Origin of the sequence: Nonomuraea sp. KM90 (assembly GCF_052246675.1) — a bacterium.
Classification (GTDB): Bacteria; Actinomycetota; Actinomycetes; order Streptosporangiales; family Streptosporangiaceae; genus Nonomuraea.
In genome coordinates this window covers 1-15,557 of record NZ_JBQQCB010000021.1, presented here as the reverse complement: position 1 = coordinate 15,557, position 15,557 = coordinate 1, and the positions used below count along the sequence as shown (strand labels likewise).

The following is a 15,557-nucleotide window of genomic DNA, read 5'->3' as shown; positions in this document are numbered from 1 at the left end:
TGTAACCTACCGGCGAGCGGGTAGTGGGCCTGGATGATCGCGAACCTGTACAGACGATGGCTGCTCGAGCTGTGGAACGGCGACTTCGATCTGGCACACGAGCTGGTCACCCCCGGCTTCACCGGGCACTGGCCCGGCATGGACGTGTCCGGGCCCGACGGGCTGATCGAGGCGCTCCGGCAGGGGCACGCGCCCTTCGCCGACGTCAAGGTGACCCTGGACATCGGGCCGATCGTGGACGGCGACCTGGTGTCGGCGCGGTGGACGTTCGGCGGGACGTACCGGGGCGGCATCCCCGGCGCGGAGACGGCCGAGGGCACCAGGATCGCCTTCAGCGGGCACGACATCCTGCGGGTCGAGGACGGCAGGTTCGCCGAGTACTGGGTGATCTCGGACGCTCAGACGTTCAACCGAGAGCTCGGTATAGGGTGATATTTCCTGATCCGGGCTAAAGGTGATGCATGACGGTGAACTCCGGGGCCGGAGCGGTCCCCGAACCCCGGCCGCTCGGGGACGCGGAGCTGTCGGAGCTGCTGGCCAGGCAGCGGTTCGGCGCGCTGGCGACGAACAAGGGCGACGGCCACCCGTACCTGTCCACCGTCCTGTACGCCTGGGACCCGGAGCAGCGCGTGGTGCGGATCTCGACCCTCGCCGACCTGCCCAAGGTGCGCCAGCTGCACAAGGATCCGCGTGGCGCGCTCTACGTGGCCAGCGACGACTTCTGGTCCTACGCCGTGGCCGAGGGCAAGGCGGAGCTGTCGCCGGTGACCGCCGAGCCGGGCGACGAGGTGGGCAGGGAACTGCTGGCCATGCGGCCGTCGTTCGCCGAGCCCGCCGACACCGAGGCGTTCCTGCGGCAGGTGGTGGCCGACCGGCGGCTGGTGATCAGGCTGAGGGTGTCGCGGCTGTACGGGACGCTGCTGCCAGCCGCATAGCGCGGCGCCGGTTGTAGGCCACGGTCGAGATCACGACCAGGACGAGCGCCAGGTCGATGGCCGCCGACCAGCGCATGGCCAGGACATGCTGCCCGCCCTCGGCGACGGCGAAGAAGACCGCGCCGATCACCGCCACGCCGCCCGCGCCCGCGAACTGCTGGGCCGTGCTCAGGATGCCGGAGCCGATCCCGGCCTGGTGCGGCGCGACCTCGACCAGCGCCGCGCCGATGAGCTGCGGCAGGACCAGGCCGTTGCCCGCGCCGACGAGGATCAGCGCGGCCACGACGTACGGCAGGCCCAGCCCGGCCCCGGCCACCATCATGCCCAGGCCGAGCGCCGTGACGGTGCCGCCGATCATGACGACGATCAGGCCGTACCTCCGGACCAGCCGCGTCCCCAGCAGCGAGGTGATCGAGAACATCACGCCCATCGGCGCGAACGCCAGCCCCGCCTGGAACGCCGTGAGCCCGCGCCCGGCCTGCAGCAGCAGCGTCAGCGTGAACATGAACGAGGCGAAGTACGCCATGAACGCCACGATCGAGCCGATCCCGGCCTGGTACGAGTGCACCTTGAGCAGCGCCAGGTCGAGCACCGGCTGCCCGCCGCGCGCCCCGAGCACCCGCTGCCGGCGCCAGGTCAGCGCGAACACCGGGACGCTCGCCGCCATGCAGGCCCAGGTCCAGACCGGCCAGCCCAGGCTGTTGCCCAGGCCGAGCGGCACCAGCACCAGCGCCAGCGCGGCGGCCAGGCCGGTGGCGCCCGGCAGGTCGAGCCTGGCCCGGCGGCCGGTCTCCACCTCCGGCAGCAGCCACGCGGCCAGCGGCACGACGACCAGGCCGACGGGCAGGTTGATGAGGAAGATGACCCGCCAGCCGAGCCCGAGCACGTCGGCGGTCAGCAGCAGCCCGCCGAGCACCTGGCCGGCGATCGAGCCCAGGCCGCCGGTGGCGCCGTACCAGCCGAGGGCGCGCCCCCGCTCCTCCGGCGGGAACGCGGCCGAGATCGTGGCCAGCACCTGCGGCACCATGACGGCCCCCGCCAGGCCCTGGAGCAGGCGGGCGGCGACGAGCTGGGCCGGGGTCGCGGCGATCCCGCACAGCAGCGACGCGACCGTGAACGCGGCCACGCCCCAGACGAACATCCGCCGGTAGCCGTAGCGGTCGCCCAGCCGGCCGCCGGTGATCATGCCGGCCGCGTACGTGAAGGCGTAGCCGCCCACGATCAGCTCCAGGGCGGCGGGTCCGGCCCGCAGGTCGTGCTCGATGGAGGGCGCGGCCACGTTGACCACGAAGAAGTCGAACTGGGCCATGAACCACGCCGACAGGAGAACGGCCAGCGTTCCACCGACTTTCACGACGAACAGGCTAGAACCACCCGGCCGTCCGGGCCTCGGCCGGGCCCTCGCAACTTCCCGGGCACCGGCTTGCGCCGTCCTCGTGATCGTCGCGCTGTGCGGGATCCCCACGCAGGCCGCGAGCCGCCTTCGGCGTCGAGCAGGCCGTGGACGTCTACCTCCGGGTCCCGGGTGCACCCCCGCAAGATCACTGACGACGCCTGGTCGCGCGGCACTGGGCTGCTCGGCGCGATGACCTGGAGATGTCCGGCGACACCGGCACCCTGACCACCGCGCTCGAAGCTGGACTCCCGCCAGCACCGTTCCGCAGTACGGCGGCGCCGGCCTCCGCGAACCCGGAGCTCCTGAGTACCGGGCCGCGTGTCGAATGCTCATCCCTGCGGCATCGCACGGCTACTCTGCTCTCAACTTCAGGTCATGCGATCTTGTCATTGTCGAGTCGTTTGTCTCTCCCCAGCAGAGGAGACCCATGTTCAGACGACTCGTCGTCATCATCGCGACCTCCCTCACCCTCCTCGCCGAACCCGCTCTCCTCGCCTCCCCCGCCCACGCCGCGACCGTCATCAACGTCGCCCACAGAGGCGCCTCCGCCTACGCCCCCGAGAACACGATCGCCGCCTTCGAGCTGGCCGGCGCGCAGGGCGCCGACATGTTCGAGCTCGACGTCCAGGAGACCAAGGACCACGAGCTGGTCCTGATGCACGACACGACGCTGGCCCGCACCACCGACGTCGAGCGGGTCTTCCCCGGCCTGTCCCCCTGGAACGTCGGCGACCTCACGCTCGCCCAGATCCGCGAGCTGGACGCCGGCTCGTGGCTGTCCGGCGAGTACGACGACGAGCCCGTGCCCACCCTCGGCGAGGCGCTGAGCGCGATGAGCGGCTCCGGCATGGGCCTGCTCATGGAGGTCAAGGCCCCGAACCTCTACCCGGGGATCGAGGCCCGCATCGCCGCCGAGCTGCGCCGCCATTCCTCCTGGCTCGCGCCGGGGCGGCTCGTGGTGCAGTCGTTCGACTGGGGGTCGATGCGGGAGTTCGACGAGTTGCTGCCGAACGTGCCGATCGGGTTGCTCGGCACGCCCTCGACCGGGGAGTTGCCGGGGCTGGCGGCCTTCGCCGACCAGATCAACCCGCCGTACACCACTCTCACCGCCGCGTACGTGCGGCGGGTGCACTCCCTCGGCATGGACGTCCTGGCCTGGACCGTCGACAACCCGGACACCATGCGCCGAATGATCACCTACCGTGTGGACGGCATCATCACCAACAAGCCCGACGTCCTACGCGACGTGATCGACGCCTGAGCTCCGTGCGGCCGGCACGGCCAGCCGGATCCGGTTGGTCGTGCGGTCTTGCGCATCAGGCTCGCCACGTACGTCTTCACCGTCGAAACCCCCAGGTAGAGGCGCTCGGCGACCTCCCGGTTCGACAACCCGTCGCCCACCATGGCCAGCACATCCCGCTCGCGCGGGCTCAGGTCGGAAATGGCGGGCGCCTCCTCCGTACGGGACTCGCGGGCGCGTGCGGCCTGCTCGACCAGGCGGCCCAGCACGGCCTGGCTGAAGGGCGGCTCACCGTCCACCGCCCGGCGCAGCGCGGCGAGCAGCTCGCCCGGCGGCGAGTCCTTCACCAGGAACCCGAACGCCCCGGCGGCCAGCGCCGGATAGAGGTGATCGTCGTCTAACGTGGTCAGCACGACGATCCGGCTGCCCGGGCGGGCCGCCATGACGCGCTCGGTGGCGGCGATGCCGTCGACGCCGGGCGGGACGGAAGCGAGCCCGGCTCATTCCCTCCGCAGGGACGAGCCGAGAGCGATCATGCGCAGGGTCCCCTTGGTCAGCATGAGCGCTTCCCCGGCTCCAATACCTCGGAGACCGGCCACCCTGGTGGTGCCCGATGAGGACCGCTCCAGGGGTTCCCCGTCGGGCCCCAGGCGGAGCAGCACGCCGCCTTGACTGGCCATGATGAACCCCTCGCCGTCCCGGAGCACCCCACGGGCGAGTGGCTGGCCGACGTCCACCCTCCACAGCACCGATCCGGCTTCGGGGTCGACGGCGAGATATCGGGCACCTCGCTCCGCCAACCACACCACTCCCCCGGTGAACTCGGGAGGCCAGTCCAGCAGGTCGCTGTCGTGGCCGAAGACTTGATCAACGAGCTCCGACGACAGCCGGACCAGGGCGACGGATCGCGAACCGCACCGCACCAGGCAGCGCTCAGAGTCGATCATGGTGAACGCCCGTGTGCCGTCCATCTCTTTCAGGGGCTCCGGCGTCCGCCATCGGGCCAGTTCGCGCCCATCACGCGGATCGATCAGCCAGGCCGCCGAACCGCTGCCCAACAGCACACCGTCACCGAACGTCGCCGGACGTACCGTGGCCATGCGCTGCGGCGTCCGCCACAGAAGCCGCCCGTCCGCCAGGTCGAATGCCGCCAAGGGCGTATAACCGCGCCAACCGCCGACGACGACCGTGCTTCCGCTGGCCACGACATGCCCGGTGAATTCCCGCAATCCGGCGCTCCATCGCACCACCCCCGTCGCGAGATCGAGGCAGGACAGCTGAGCTTTGTCCTGAGGGAGAACCAGGCAACAGTCGCCGGCCACCACGACGGCCCGCGGCCAGCCCCCCACCGGACGGTCCCAGCGGACCGAGCCGTCGTGACGGTTCAGGCAGACCAGCCGCGTGTGGCGCTCATGCACCACGACCCGGCCTACCGTCGCTGCCGCTCTCGACGCCATACCCGGCTGATGAAGCTGCCGCTCCCACAATGTCTGCCCGATCATCAGGGCATTTCACCAGGGAAGCAGTGATATCGCCAGCGGTTGACGGGCCGGGCGGGGAATCAGGGCCATCCCCGGTTCCCCGCCCGGCCACATCGAACTGCCGGCTACTGGTTGATCAGCTGCAACCGCTGGTCGAGCCGCAGCCCTCGCAGACGTAGCAGCTACCGGCCGGACGCATCTTCGTGCCGCACGTCATGCAGAGCGGCGCGTCGGCGGTGAAGCGCTGGTGGCTCTCCAGCGTCAGCTCCTGGGGCGCCTGCTCGGCCTTCGGCTGGGCGGCGGCGGACTCGATGGGGGCCGACTGCGCCAGCGCCTCACGGTCGACCGTCTCCTGCAGGGCCGCCGGGTCCTCGCCGCGCTGCTGCGCCGCCCGCTCGGCCGCCGAGAAGATGCCCAGCGCCGCCCGCTCGTCGTAGGGCAGGTGGTCCAGGGCCAGGCGGCGGAAGATGTAGTCCATCACCGACGTGGCCATCCGGATGTCCGGGTCGTCCGTCATCCCGGCCGGCTCGAACCGCATGTTGACGAACTTGCTCATGTACGTCTCCAGCGGCACTCCGTACTGGAGCCCGATGGAGATCGCCACCGAGAAGGCGTCCATGACGCCCGCCAGCGTCGAGCCCTGCTTGGACATCTTGAGGAAGACCTCGCCGAGCCCGTCGTCAGGGTAGGACGAGGCGGTCATGTAGCCCTTGGCACCGCCCACCGTGAAGCGGGTGGTCATGCTCGGCCGCTGGTTGGGCATGCGCCGCCGGGTCGGCCGGTTGACCTCGATGACCTTGACCTCGGGCTCCTTGACCTCCTTGGCCTCCTGCTTCTTGGAGCCGTCGCCGGCCGACAGCGGCTGGCCGACCTTGCAGTTGTCGCGGTAGACGGCCAGGGCCTTGAGGCCGAGCTTCCAGCCCTCCAGGTAGACCTGCTCGATGTCGTCGATCGTGGCAGACTCGGGCAGGTTGACCGTCTTGGAGATGGCGCCGGACAGGAACGGCTGGGTGGCGGCCATCATGCGTACGTGGCCCATCGGCGCGATCGCCCGCTCGCCCATGGCGCAGTCGAACACCTCGTAGTGCTCCTGGCGCAGGCCGGGGGCGTCGACGACGTGGCTGTGCTCGGCGATGTACTCGACGATGGCCTCGATCTGCTCCTGCTGGTAGCCGAGCTGCCTGAGCGCCCGCGGGATCGTCTGGTTGACGATCTGCATGGACCCGCCGCCGACGAGCTTCTTGAACTTGACCAGCGCCAGGTCCGGCTCGATGCCGGTCGTGTCGCAGTCCATCATGAGGCCGATCGTCCCGGTGGGGGCGAGGAGGCTGGCCTGGGCGTTGCGGTAGCCGTTCTTCTCGCCCAGCTTCAGGCACTCCGACCACTGACGCGACGCCTCGGCGTGGATCTTCGCGTCCATGGAGCCGACGGTGCGCAGGTCGTCGTTGGCCGCGGCGTGCTTGCGCATGACCCGCTTGTGCGGCTCGGCGTTGCGGGCATACCCGTCGTACGCCCCCACGACCCCGGCGAGCTCGGCACTGCGCCGGTAGGACACACCGGTCATCAGCGACGTGATCGCTCCCGCCACCGCCCGGCCGCCGTCGGAGTCGTAGGCGTGACCCGTCGCCATGAGCAGCGCGCCCAGGTTGGCGTAGCCGATACCGAGCTGCCGGTATGCCCGCGTCGTCTCACCGATCTTCTCCGTCGGGAAGTCGGCGAACGTGATCGAGATGTCCATCGCGGTGATGATCAGCTCGGTCAGCTTGACGAAGTCGGCGACGTTGAAGGTGTTGTCGTCCTTCAGGAACTTCAGCAGGTTGATGCTGGCCAGGTTGCAGGAGGAGTTGTCCAGGTGGACGTATTCGCTGCACGGGTTGCTGGCGGTGATCCGGCCCGTCTCCGGGGTGGTGTGCCAGTCGTTGATCGTGTCGTCGTACTGGACGCCGGGGTCGGCGCACTCCCAGGCGGCCTTGGCCATCTTGCGGAACAGGTCCTTGGCGTCGACCTTCTCGATGACCTCGCCGGTCAGGCGGGCCCGCAGGCCGAAGTCGTCGCCCTTCTCCACCGCGCGCATGAACTCGTCGGAGACGCGTACGGAGTTGTTGGCGTTCTGGTACTGGACGGAGACGATGTCCTTGCCGCCCAGGTCCATGTCGAACCCGGCGTCCCGCAGCGCGCGGATCTTGTCCTCCTCGCGCGCCTTGGTCTCGATGAACTCCTCGATGTCGGGGTGATCGACGTCGAGCACGACCATCTTGGCCGCCCGGCGCGTCGCGCCACCCGACTTGATCGTCCCCGCGGACGCGTCGGCGCCGCGCATGAACGACACCGGCCCGCTGGCCGTGCCACCGCTGCTGAGCAATTCCTTGGACGAGCGGATCCGGGACAGGTTCACCCCCGAACCCGAGCCACCCTTGAAGATCACACCCTCTTCCTTGTACCACTCCAGGATCGACTCCATCTGGTCGTCCACGGAGAGGATGAAGCAAGCGCTCACCTGCTGCGGCGACTGGGTGCCCACGTTGAACCAGACCGGCGAGTTGAACGCGAACACCTGGTGCGCCAGCGCGTGCTTCAGCTCGTGGTCGAAGATCTCGGCGTCCTCGTCACTGGCGAAGTAGCCGTGCTCGAGCCCCGTCCTGGTGTAGACGCCGACGACTCTGTCGATCAGCTGCTTCAGGCTCCACTCGCGCTGCGGGGTGCCCACGGCCCCGCGGAAGTATTTGGTCGTCACGATGTTGGCCGCGTTGACCGACCAGAACTCGGGGAACTCGACACCCCGCTGCTCAAAGTTGATCGACCCGTCGCGCCAGTTCGTCATGACGACGTCGCGGCGCTCCCACTGGATCTCGTCATACGGGTGCACACCGGGCTTAGTGAAGATCCGCTTCATCTTCAGTCCCTTACGCGGACGCTTGCCCCCACGCGCGACTGAACCGCTGGCCGTCTCCGTCATGACTCCCCCTTCTCCGCCTTCAACTGTTTGATCTCGGCCTCGAAGTCCGCCAGGCTCTCGAAACCGCGATATACCGATGCGAACCGCAGGTAGGCCACCTCGTCGAGCTCCCGCAGCGGGCCGAGGATGGCCAGACCCACCTCGTTGGAGGGAAGCTCGGCCGCGCCCTTCGCCCTGATGGCCTCCTCCACCCGCTGCCCGAGCTGCGCCAGCGAATCCTCGCTGACGGGCCTGCCCTGGCACGCCCGCCGCACGCCCGCGACGACCTTGTCCCGCGAGAACGGCTCCGTCACTCCGCTGCGCTTGCTCACCATGAGCAGTACGGTCTCCTGCGTGGTGAACCTGCGCCCGCACTCGGGACAGGTGCGCCGACGCCTGATGGCCGCGCCGTCGTCCGTGGAGCGGCTGTCGATGACCCTGGTGTCAGGGTGGCGACAGAACGGACAGTGCACGCTTTCGCCTCCAAGACCTGCGGCCACCACACGCGCCAGAACCGTCCGCACGGGACGCTCGCGCACACTCCACGGCTATCCATGGAGCGGTCACGGAAACACAAGGTGTGGTGAACTACATCGGTGTAACTACTAGATGTTGTGGTCCAACCGTAGAAGCGCGCGACCATGAACGCAAGTTGAGCGACCCCATCCTGCTGAAGTCGCTGATCAGCCCCGCCCTCCCCACCGGACCCGGGCGTGTCGCCGGTCAGCAGTGATCTTCCCGCAGGTGAGGGCGTCACATGGGTTGCGCTGGGCCTCGCTCGTGAACAAACCTCACAACGGTACCCGAGGACTCATCCACCGCCTGCCATCCCTCCCGGCGCCGGCTTCGCGAGCCTGTCCGAGAGCACCGTACGCACCCCCCAGATCTGGCCGACTCCGCCCCAAACTCGCCCAAATACGGTCTGCGGGAGCCCCCCATCTCACGCGGCCCCAGTCCGAGGAGTCCGCAGTCCTGCCACGGGACACCCAGGAACCCCCTCGCCCGGAGGAACGCACCGGCGATCGTGGACAGGCAGACGTCAGGAACCCCAGGAGCGCGGACACCCCTGGTGCCCTTGACGCCTTGCCACGCTTTCCTGCCGGCCGACCGGCCATGGGCCAGCGAGACAGCGGGCCGCCGGTTCGACGATCAACGTAAGGCGGCCGTGTCCCCCGGCACGTAGAGACGGGTGCCCGGCCGGATGAGAGAGTCGGACAGGCCGTTCAGCCGCTTGATCTCCGCCACCAGGGCGCCCGGGTCATTCCCCTCGGAGAGCGCATCGGCGATCTTCCACAGCGTGTCGCCCCTGTGGACCTCGACCCACGGCAGCCCGGCCTGGCCCGCCACCACGACCCGCACCTCCGCATGCCCGGCCGCCCGCGTGCCGAGCCAGAACCCGCCGAGGGCCAGCAACGCCATGGCGATCACCAGCACGACGCGCCCGCGCCGGGTGAGCCGCACGGGCCTACGATCCCGCCGCGCAGGCGCAGAACCTCGCCGTGCAGGCGCATGACTCGGCTGGGCCGGAGCATGACCTCGCCAGGCAAGCGCACGTCCCTGCCGCCCGGGAGCAAGACCCCGCCGAGCAGAAGCGGAACCCCGCTGCACAGAAGCGGAACCCCGCCGCGAGGAAGCGAGACCTCGCCGCACAGAAGCAGCACCTCGCTGCGCGGACGCGGGACCTCGCTGCCCGGAAGCAGCCCCTTGCAGCACAGACGCGGGACCTCGCTGCACGGATGACGCGGAAGCAGCGGCAGCGCCCCGCCACCCGGGGATGACCCGCCGCAGCCGGGCCGGCGACCGCCTCGCAGCAACACCCGACAAGCGCCTCACGGCACCCGCCAGTCGCCCCGGCACACCAGGTCGCCGCCGCCCCTCCCCGCGCCCACGCGCAAGGCCCGCCTTCGCAAGACGCCCCTTCCTTGTGCGGACAGCCCCTACGCGCAGGCCGCCCCCGCCTTCGCGCTCCCCGCGCTCTCGGTAAGCCTCGCGACCCTCGTAAGCCTCGCGACCCTCGTAAGCCTCGCGACCCTCGTAAGCCTCGCGACCCTCGTAAGCCGCGCGCCCCCTTCCCCCTCGTCCCCCACCCGCCGAACCGCCATCCCCCTGCACCTGTGCCCTACCGCCCGGCGCCCTGTCCCCCGCATCGGGCCTGCGGCTCGCCGCGGTGTCATCGCCTCCACCCGGCGCTCCGGATCCGCGACCACCCCGTGAGCCGGCCCTTGCCGGAGGGACGGTGTCGTCCGTGTCGCCGCCCTCGCGGGGCGGGGGGACGAGGCGCAAATGGGATCTTCCCCCACTACTCGAACGGGGCCCCAACCTCTTGCCGGAATTCCCCCGGACACCGGTCGCCGCACGCGTATTGTCTCCCCGTCGATCCCCACTCCGCGTGGCATCGGCGATCAGTGTGAGCTGGTTGACGTCTTCGCTGGTCGTGTCCGTATTTGTGGGCGTTCGCATGGTTGACCTCCTGCCGTGTGGCCTGAGGAAAGGCCAAATAAAGATCAGCAAATCGAACACGGTGTCGATCGAACTCCCGTACGATGTTGTACACCACACTGGCGACAATTTCGAGGAAGACTCGAACAATTGTTTGAAGATGATCTTCAACAGCGATAGCGTCGCTGTGTGCGACATCAAGACCACGGACCGGGAGGTTCGCCGGTGAGGCGGGCCGCCAGGCGAGGAGGAAGAGCATGACCGAGCGGGATGACGCAAACGGGGTCAGCGACCTCGCGGTGCGCCGGCGAGACTCCCTGGGCCTGACGCCCAGGCAGCGCAAGATCCTCGAAGTGATCCGCGACTCGGTACAACAGCGCGGATATCCGCCCTCCATGCGCGAGATCGGTGAGGCGGTGCAGCTGACCAGCACGTCCAGCGTGTCGCACCAGCTCACGGCCCTGCAGCGCAAGGGCTACCTGCGGCGCGACCCGCACCGGCCGCGTGCGCTCGAGGTTCGCCTTCCGGGCGAGCCCGTGCTGTGGGTCGATCCCGACGCCACCGACGACGAGCCGACGATCAACCGGCCCACGGCCGCCTACGTCCCGCTCGTGGGCCGTATCGCAGCCGGTGGCCCGATCCTGGCCGAGGAGAGCGTCGAGGACGTCTTCGCCCTGCCGAAGCAGCTCGTCGGCGAGGGCACGCTGTTCCTCCTCCAGGTCGCCGGTGACTCCATGATCGAGGCCGCCATCGCCGACGGCGACTGGGTGGTCGTGCGCCAGCAGCCCGTGGCCGAGAGCGGCGACATCGTGGCCGCCATGATCGAGGGCGAGGCGACGGTCAAGACGTTCAAGCGCAAGGACGGCCATGTCTGGCTCGTCCCCCACAACCCCAACTACGAGCCCATCCCGGGCGACGAGGCCAGCGTCCTGGGCAAGGTCGTAGCGGTCCTGCGCCGGTTGTAGGCAGCCAGCCGACCGGGCAGCCAGCCGACCGACCAGCCAGGTGGCTGACTAGGTAGTGGCCGACCGGTTGCAGGAAGCCGGAGGTAGTAGGGGCTCGGGGTCGGGCGCGCGTCCAACCGCCGTACCGCGTACTGGCGCGCGCCGGAGCATGCACCCACGGGGTACGTACGACCCCGGGGGTGCTGACTGCTGTCCCTAGGAGCATTCCCCGAGGGTTCCGGCGCCCGAAGGCCCCAGGCCGTAGCAGGTCACTCCAGTACGAAGCTCGCGCTCCCCCGGAACCCGCTGGACCCGTCGTCCCGCTCCACCCACACCTGCCCCGCCCGATGCCGCACGAAATACCCTGGGAAGTTCGCCGACTCCAGCGACACCGTCCCCGCCCCCGCCAGCCCGCTCCTCCGTACGAAGCTCGCATCCGCGTCGAACAGCCCCGACCCGTCGCGCTGCTGCACCCAAGCCTCGAAGTTCCGATGCCGCAGGAAATACCCCGGGAAGTTCGCCGACTCCAAGGACACCGTCCCCGCCCCGGACAACCCGGCCACGAGCCGGAACTGCGAGTCCGCCAGCGGCGTGACATCGGCCTCCAGCCGGGCCCGGTAGTCCCAGTGCCGCACGGCCGCCCCCGGCGTGTCGTACGACATCAGCCGCACCGGCGTGACCCCGTCAGGCACCGGGATGCCGAAGTCGGGAGTGCCGTCGGCCCGCCAGTACACCTTCTGCACGCGTGTCCGCCGGTTCGGGTCGTTCAGGGGGTCGCCGGAGATGTCCCGGTAGTTACGGTCGTGGTAGACCAGGATGTCGCTCTGCCCGTCCTCCGAGGTGGTGAAGGAGTTGTGCCCGGGGCCGTACTGGCTGGTGGCGGCGTTGCTGGCGAAGACCGGGTTCGGGCTCTTGGTCCACGATGACGCCTGGAGCGGGTCGGCCGAGGCGGACGCGGTCAGCAGGCCGAGGCAGTAGTTCGCGTCGGTGGCGCTGGCCGAGTACGTCAGGAAGAGCCGCCCGTTGCGCTGCAGCACCGAGGGCCCTTCGGCGACCTTGTACCCGCGTGTCTCCCAGGCCAGCGTCGGCACCGTCAGCCGGGTCGTCGCGCCGGTGATCGTCCACGGGCTGGCGCCCATCCGGGCGATGTACAGGTTGGAGTTGGTCGAGATGCCCGGCTCCTGCTGCGCCCAGAGCAGGTAGCGCACGCCGTTCGCGACGAACGTGGTGGCGTCCAGGGAGAAGGTGTCCCAGGGGGTGGTGATCCGGCCGCGCTCGGCCCAGGCGCCGGCCAGCGGGTTGGCGGCGGCGCTCTCAAGCACGTACATGCGAATGCGCCACACGTCGTCGGCCCGCCCCGCCGCGAAGTAGACGTACCACTTGCCGTTGATGAAGTGGATCTCCGGCGCCCAGATGTGCGCGCCCATCTCGCCGGTCGAGTGCTTGCGCCAGATGACGCTCTCGGGCGCGGTGGCCAGGCCCTGGATGGTGGTGGCGCGGCGCAGCACGATGCGGTCGTACTCGGGAGCGGTCGCGGTGAAGTAGTAGTAGCCGTCGGTGTGGCGGAAGATGTGCGGGTCGGCGCGCTGCGCGGCCAGCGGGTTGGTGTACTGCACCGCCGGCGAGGCGTGCGCCGCGCCCGGCGACAGGAGGTTGGCGGTCACGGCGAGCAGCGTAGCCAGGACGGTGAGGACCGCCGTCCGGCGGAGGGGGCGTGCGAGCATGAGCGTCCTTCCAGTACGCGGGCAAGACCTTCCGGCCAGTACGCGGGCATGACCTTCCGGCACGCGGCCCGGCGCTCAGACCGGCGGCGCGACGACCGGGTACGAGGCGGCGGAGGCGAACACCGGCCCCGGCTCCCGCAGGTCCGCCGCCGCCCCCCGAACGTGCATCACTCAGGACGGCGGCGCCACAGGACCTCAGAGAGCTAGAACGAGCACGCAACCAGCGGCCCTCCGCAGTGTTAGCGCTAACATCTCACCGCCCAGAGGTGGGCCGGTGAGAGCGTTCGCGCGCATTCGTATCCCGGCCCGGGACGGCCCGTCAATCCCCGCCCGGCGGAGTTGCAGCCGATGTGCAGTGGCGGGCCGGCAAGCCCGGTACAGGCCGAGGCAGGGTCAGCGGGCCTCGTACAACTCGTGCGCCGCCGTGATCGCCTGGCCGGCGAAGTCCAGCACGTCACGCCTGCGCTCGAACGGCGAGCCGTAGAGCGAGCGACGCGGCGTGCCGAAGTGGTCGCCCAGCCCCGAGACCGCGCTCGCCAGCGTCGGCAGGGCGGCGTCCTCCTCGCGCAGTCGCAGTGCCTCGTTCACCACCCGGTGCCAGCGATCGGGGAACACCTCCAGCGCGTACCGCCCCGCCCCCGTCTTGGAGGTGATGTCGCCGGTCGCCAGCGTGTAGTGCAGCCGGGCGACCCCGGTGACCACCCACACGACGCCGTAGCCGCCCAGGCAGGTCAGCCACCACAGGGAGGACGGGTGCGAGGCGCGGGTGACCAGGCGGCGCCAGTAGCCGTCGAGGTTGCCGTCCGTCCAGGTGGCCAGGGCGCCGGGATCGTTCCAGATCTTCAGCTCTTCCGGCTTGGGCCCCCGGCAGGTCAGCCCGTGGCAGGCCAGCGTGTGCCAGGTGACCGGGTTGACCTGGCCCCGCCGGTTGAGCCGGCCCGCGTGCGCCTGGGGGCGTTCGCCCAGCTCGGCGGGGTCGTGGCCGAGATCGTCCCAGGTGAGATAGACGCCGTCGAAGGGGTGGACCCCGAGTCTGGTGTGGATCCGCTCCAGCACCCCGGCCGGTGGCGGCTCGGCCGTCACGGCCACGAAGTCGACGTCGCTCGTGCCGGGCCGGTAGTCGCCCAGAGCCGCGGAGCCTTCCAGGTAGAGCCCCTCCACCAGGCCGGGAGCCTCCGCGTCGGCCAGAGTCAGGTACGTGTCGACGATCGCATCGATCTTCGGGTGGGGCGTCATGGCCGCCCAGCCTGCCACAATCCGCGCTGCCGCCTCATCACATTCAAGAATCCTAGAATGGCGGAGTGAATGACGCATATCCCCCTTTAGACCTTAAGTCCACACATGATGGTCTGAAATGGGCGATGGTCGAGCCGGGAGTGATCCCCGCCTGGGTGGCCGACATGGACCTGCCCACGGCGCCCGAGGTGACCGACGCCCTGCGACGGCGGGCCGGCGGTGACCTCGGCTACCCGGCCTGGCTGCTGGACCCGAACAGCGGCCCGCTGGCCGAGGCGTTCGCCGAACGCATGTCCGGCAAGTACGGCTGGCAGGCCGACCCCGGGCTGGTGCGCTCGTTCAACGACCTCAACCAGGCCCTTCAGGTGCTCCTCCAGGTCTGGACCAGGCCGGGTGACGGGGTCGCCGTACACGTACCGGCCTATCACCCGTTCCTGACCACGCTGAGCACCATGGACCGTCCCCTCCACCCCATCCAGCTGGAGCCGGACGGCGACACCTGGCGCTTCGAGGTGCCCGACCTGTCGGCCTGCCGCGTACTCCTCCTGGTCAATCCGCACAACCCGACCGGCCGCGTGTTCACCCGCGCGGAACTGACCGAGCTGGCCGAGCACGCCGAACGCCACGACCTGCTGGTCATCGCCGACGAGATCCACTCCGACCTGGTCTACGAGCCGCACCGGCACATCCCGTTCGCCACGATCCTGCCGGAGCGCACGGTCACGCTCACGTCCGCGACGAAGGCGTTCAACCTGGGCGGCATCCGCTGCTCGGTCGCCCACCTCGGCCACCCGGGCGTCCGCAAGGCCCTCGAAGATCAACCCCCGTTCGTGTACGGCTCCGCGAACGTGTTCGGCGTCGAGGCCACGGTGGCGGCGTGGCGGCACGGCGACGCCTGGCTCGCCGAGACCCTGACCCTGCTCGACCGCCACCGGCGCACGATCGCCGCCCGCCTGCCCGGCGCGTTCCGGTACCGGGTCCCGGAGGCCACCTACCTGGCCTGGCTGGGGGTGGGCCGGGCGGGGATGGCGGAGGTGCTCGAACGCGAGGCCCGGGTCCGGCTGAGCGACGGTGCGGCCTTCGGGCCCGGCGGTGAGCACTACGTCCGGCTCAACTTCGCCACCACGGAGGCCATCCTCACCGAGATCCTCGACCGCCTCATCGGCACCTCCGGCTGAGGGAGCGCGTCGGGTTCTCCCCCACCCACCGCACCTCGGCAGAGGTCCT

The 15,557-nt window shown here is 70.0% G+C and carries 13 protein-coding genes; 5 read left to right on the top strand and 8 right to left on the bottom strand.

The window, feature by feature from the left end:
* Positions 1 to 33 precede the first annotated feature (33 nt).
* Both ACTWPW_RS22790 and ACTWPW_RS22785 read left to right on the top strand, forming a co-directional pair.
* Positions 34 to 432 carry an ester cyclase gene (locus ACTWPW_RS22790; RefSeq protein WP_375115265.1) on the top strand — a complete coding sequence of 133 codons (399 nt, stop codon included), beginning with the start codon at positions 34 to 36 and terminating at the stop codon, positions 430 to 432.
* Between the two features lie 29 nt (positions 433 to 461).
* Complete coding sequence (locus ACTWPW_RS22785) at positions 462 to 935, top strand: TIGR03618 family F420-dependent PPOX class oxidoreductase (RefSeq protein WP_375115264.1); 474 nt, start codon at positions 462 to 464, stop codon at positions 933 to 935.
* Here the strand turns inward: ACTWPW_RS22785 and ACTWPW_RS22780 are convergent.
* Positions 886 to 2,289 carry an MFS transporter gene (locus tag ACTWPW_RS22780; protein WP_443169858.1) on the bottom strand — a complete coding sequence of 468 codons (1,404 nt, stop codon included), beginning with the start codon at positions 2,287 to 2,289 and terminating at the stop codon, positions 886 to 888. The genes ACTWPW_RS22785 and ACTWPW_RS22780 overlap by 50 nt on opposite strands.
* Positions 2,290 to 2,758: 469 nt before the next feature.
* Here ACTWPW_RS22780 and ACTWPW_RS22775 point away from each other — a divergent pair, with 469 nt between their 5' ends.
* Positions 2,759 to 3,592 (top strand): glycerophosphodiester phosphodiesterase, encoded by an 834-nt coding sequence (locus tag ACTWPW_RS22775; RefSeq protein ID WP_375115262.1) that lies wholly within the window; start codon positions 2,759 to 2,761, stop codon positions 3,590 to 3,592.
* Here the strand turns inward: ACTWPW_RS22775 and ACTWPW_RS22770 are convergent.
* From ACTWPW_RS22770 to ACTWPW_RS22750, 5 genes are all read right to left on the bottom strand, one after another.
* Positions 3,529 to 4,014, bottom strand: coding sequence for a LuxR C-terminal-related transcriptional regulator (locus ACTWPW_RS22770; protein WP_443169857.1), 486 nt, complete (start codon positions 4,012 to 4,014; stop codon positions 3,529 to 3,531). The genes ACTWPW_RS22775 and ACTWPW_RS22770 overlap by 64 nt on opposite strands.
* A gap of 57 nt (positions 4,015 to 4,071) precedes the next feature.
* Entirely contained in the window at positions 4,072 to 5,073 is a 1,002-nt protein-coding gene (locus tag ACTWPW_RS22765) for an outer membrane protein assembly factor BamB family protein (protein ID WP_443169856.1), read from the bottom strand.
* A 115-nt stretch (positions 5,074 to 5,188) separates the two neighbouring features.
* The gene (locus ACTWPW_RS22760; RefSeq protein ID WP_443169855.1) at positions 5,189 to 8,008 is read right to left on the bottom strand and encodes a vitamin B12-dependent ribonucleotide reductase; all 2,820 of its coding nucleotides are present in this window, start codon (positions 8,006 to 8,008) and stop codon (positions 5,189 to 5,191) included.
* Complete coding sequence (gene nrdR / locus ACTWPW_RS22755) at positions 8,005 to 8,460, bottom strand: transcriptional regulator NrdR (protein ID WP_364113115.1); 456 nt, start codon at positions 8,458 to 8,460, stop codon at positions 8,005 to 8,007. Before nrdR ends, ACTWPW_RS22760 begins: the two co-directional genes overlap by 4 nt.
* Positions 8,461 to 9,136: 676 nt before the next feature.
* Positions 9,137 to 9,448 (bottom strand): LysM peptidoglycan-binding domain-containing protein, encoded by a 312-nt coding sequence (locus ACTWPW_RS22750; protein WP_443169854.1) that lies wholly within the window; start codon positions 9,446 to 9,448, stop codon positions 9,137 to 9,139.
* Positions 9,449 to 10,683: 1,235 nt separating this feature from the next.
* Between ACTWPW_RS22750 and lexA the strand changes: the two genes are divergently transcribed.
* Entirely contained in the window at positions 10,684 to 11,391 is a 708-nt protein-coding gene (gene lexA, locus ACTWPW_RS22745) for a transcriptional repressor LexA (protein ID WP_364113121.1), read from the top strand.
* 248 nt (positions 11,392 to 11,639) lie between these two features.
* Here lexA and ACTWPW_RS22740 read toward each other — a convergent pair whose 3' ends face one another.
* Both ACTWPW_RS22740 and ACTWPW_RS22735 read right to left on the bottom strand, forming a co-directional pair.
* Entirely contained in the window at positions 11,640 to 13,094 is a 1,455-nt protein-coding gene (locus tag ACTWPW_RS22740; RefSeq protein ID WP_443169853.1) for a family 43 glycosylhydrolase, read from the bottom strand.
* Between the two features lie 393 nt (positions 13,095 to 13,487).
* Positions 13,488 to 14,330, bottom strand: coding sequence for an aminoglycoside adenylyltransferase domain-containing protein (locus tag ACTWPW_RS22735; protein WP_443169852.1), 843 nt, complete (start codon positions 14,328 to 14,330; stop codon positions 13,488 to 13,490).
* Between the two features lie 125 nt (positions 14,331 to 14,455).
* Here ACTWPW_RS22735 and ACTWPW_RS22730 point away from each other — a divergent pair, with 125 nt between their 5' ends.
* The gene (locus ACTWPW_RS22730; RefSeq protein WP_443169851.1) at positions 14,456 to 15,508 is read left to right on the top strand and encodes a MalY/PatB family protein; all 1,053 of its coding nucleotides are present in this window, start codon (positions 14,456 to 14,458) and stop codon (positions 15,506 to 15,508) included.
* Positions 15,509 to 15,557: the final 49 nt, after the last annotated feature.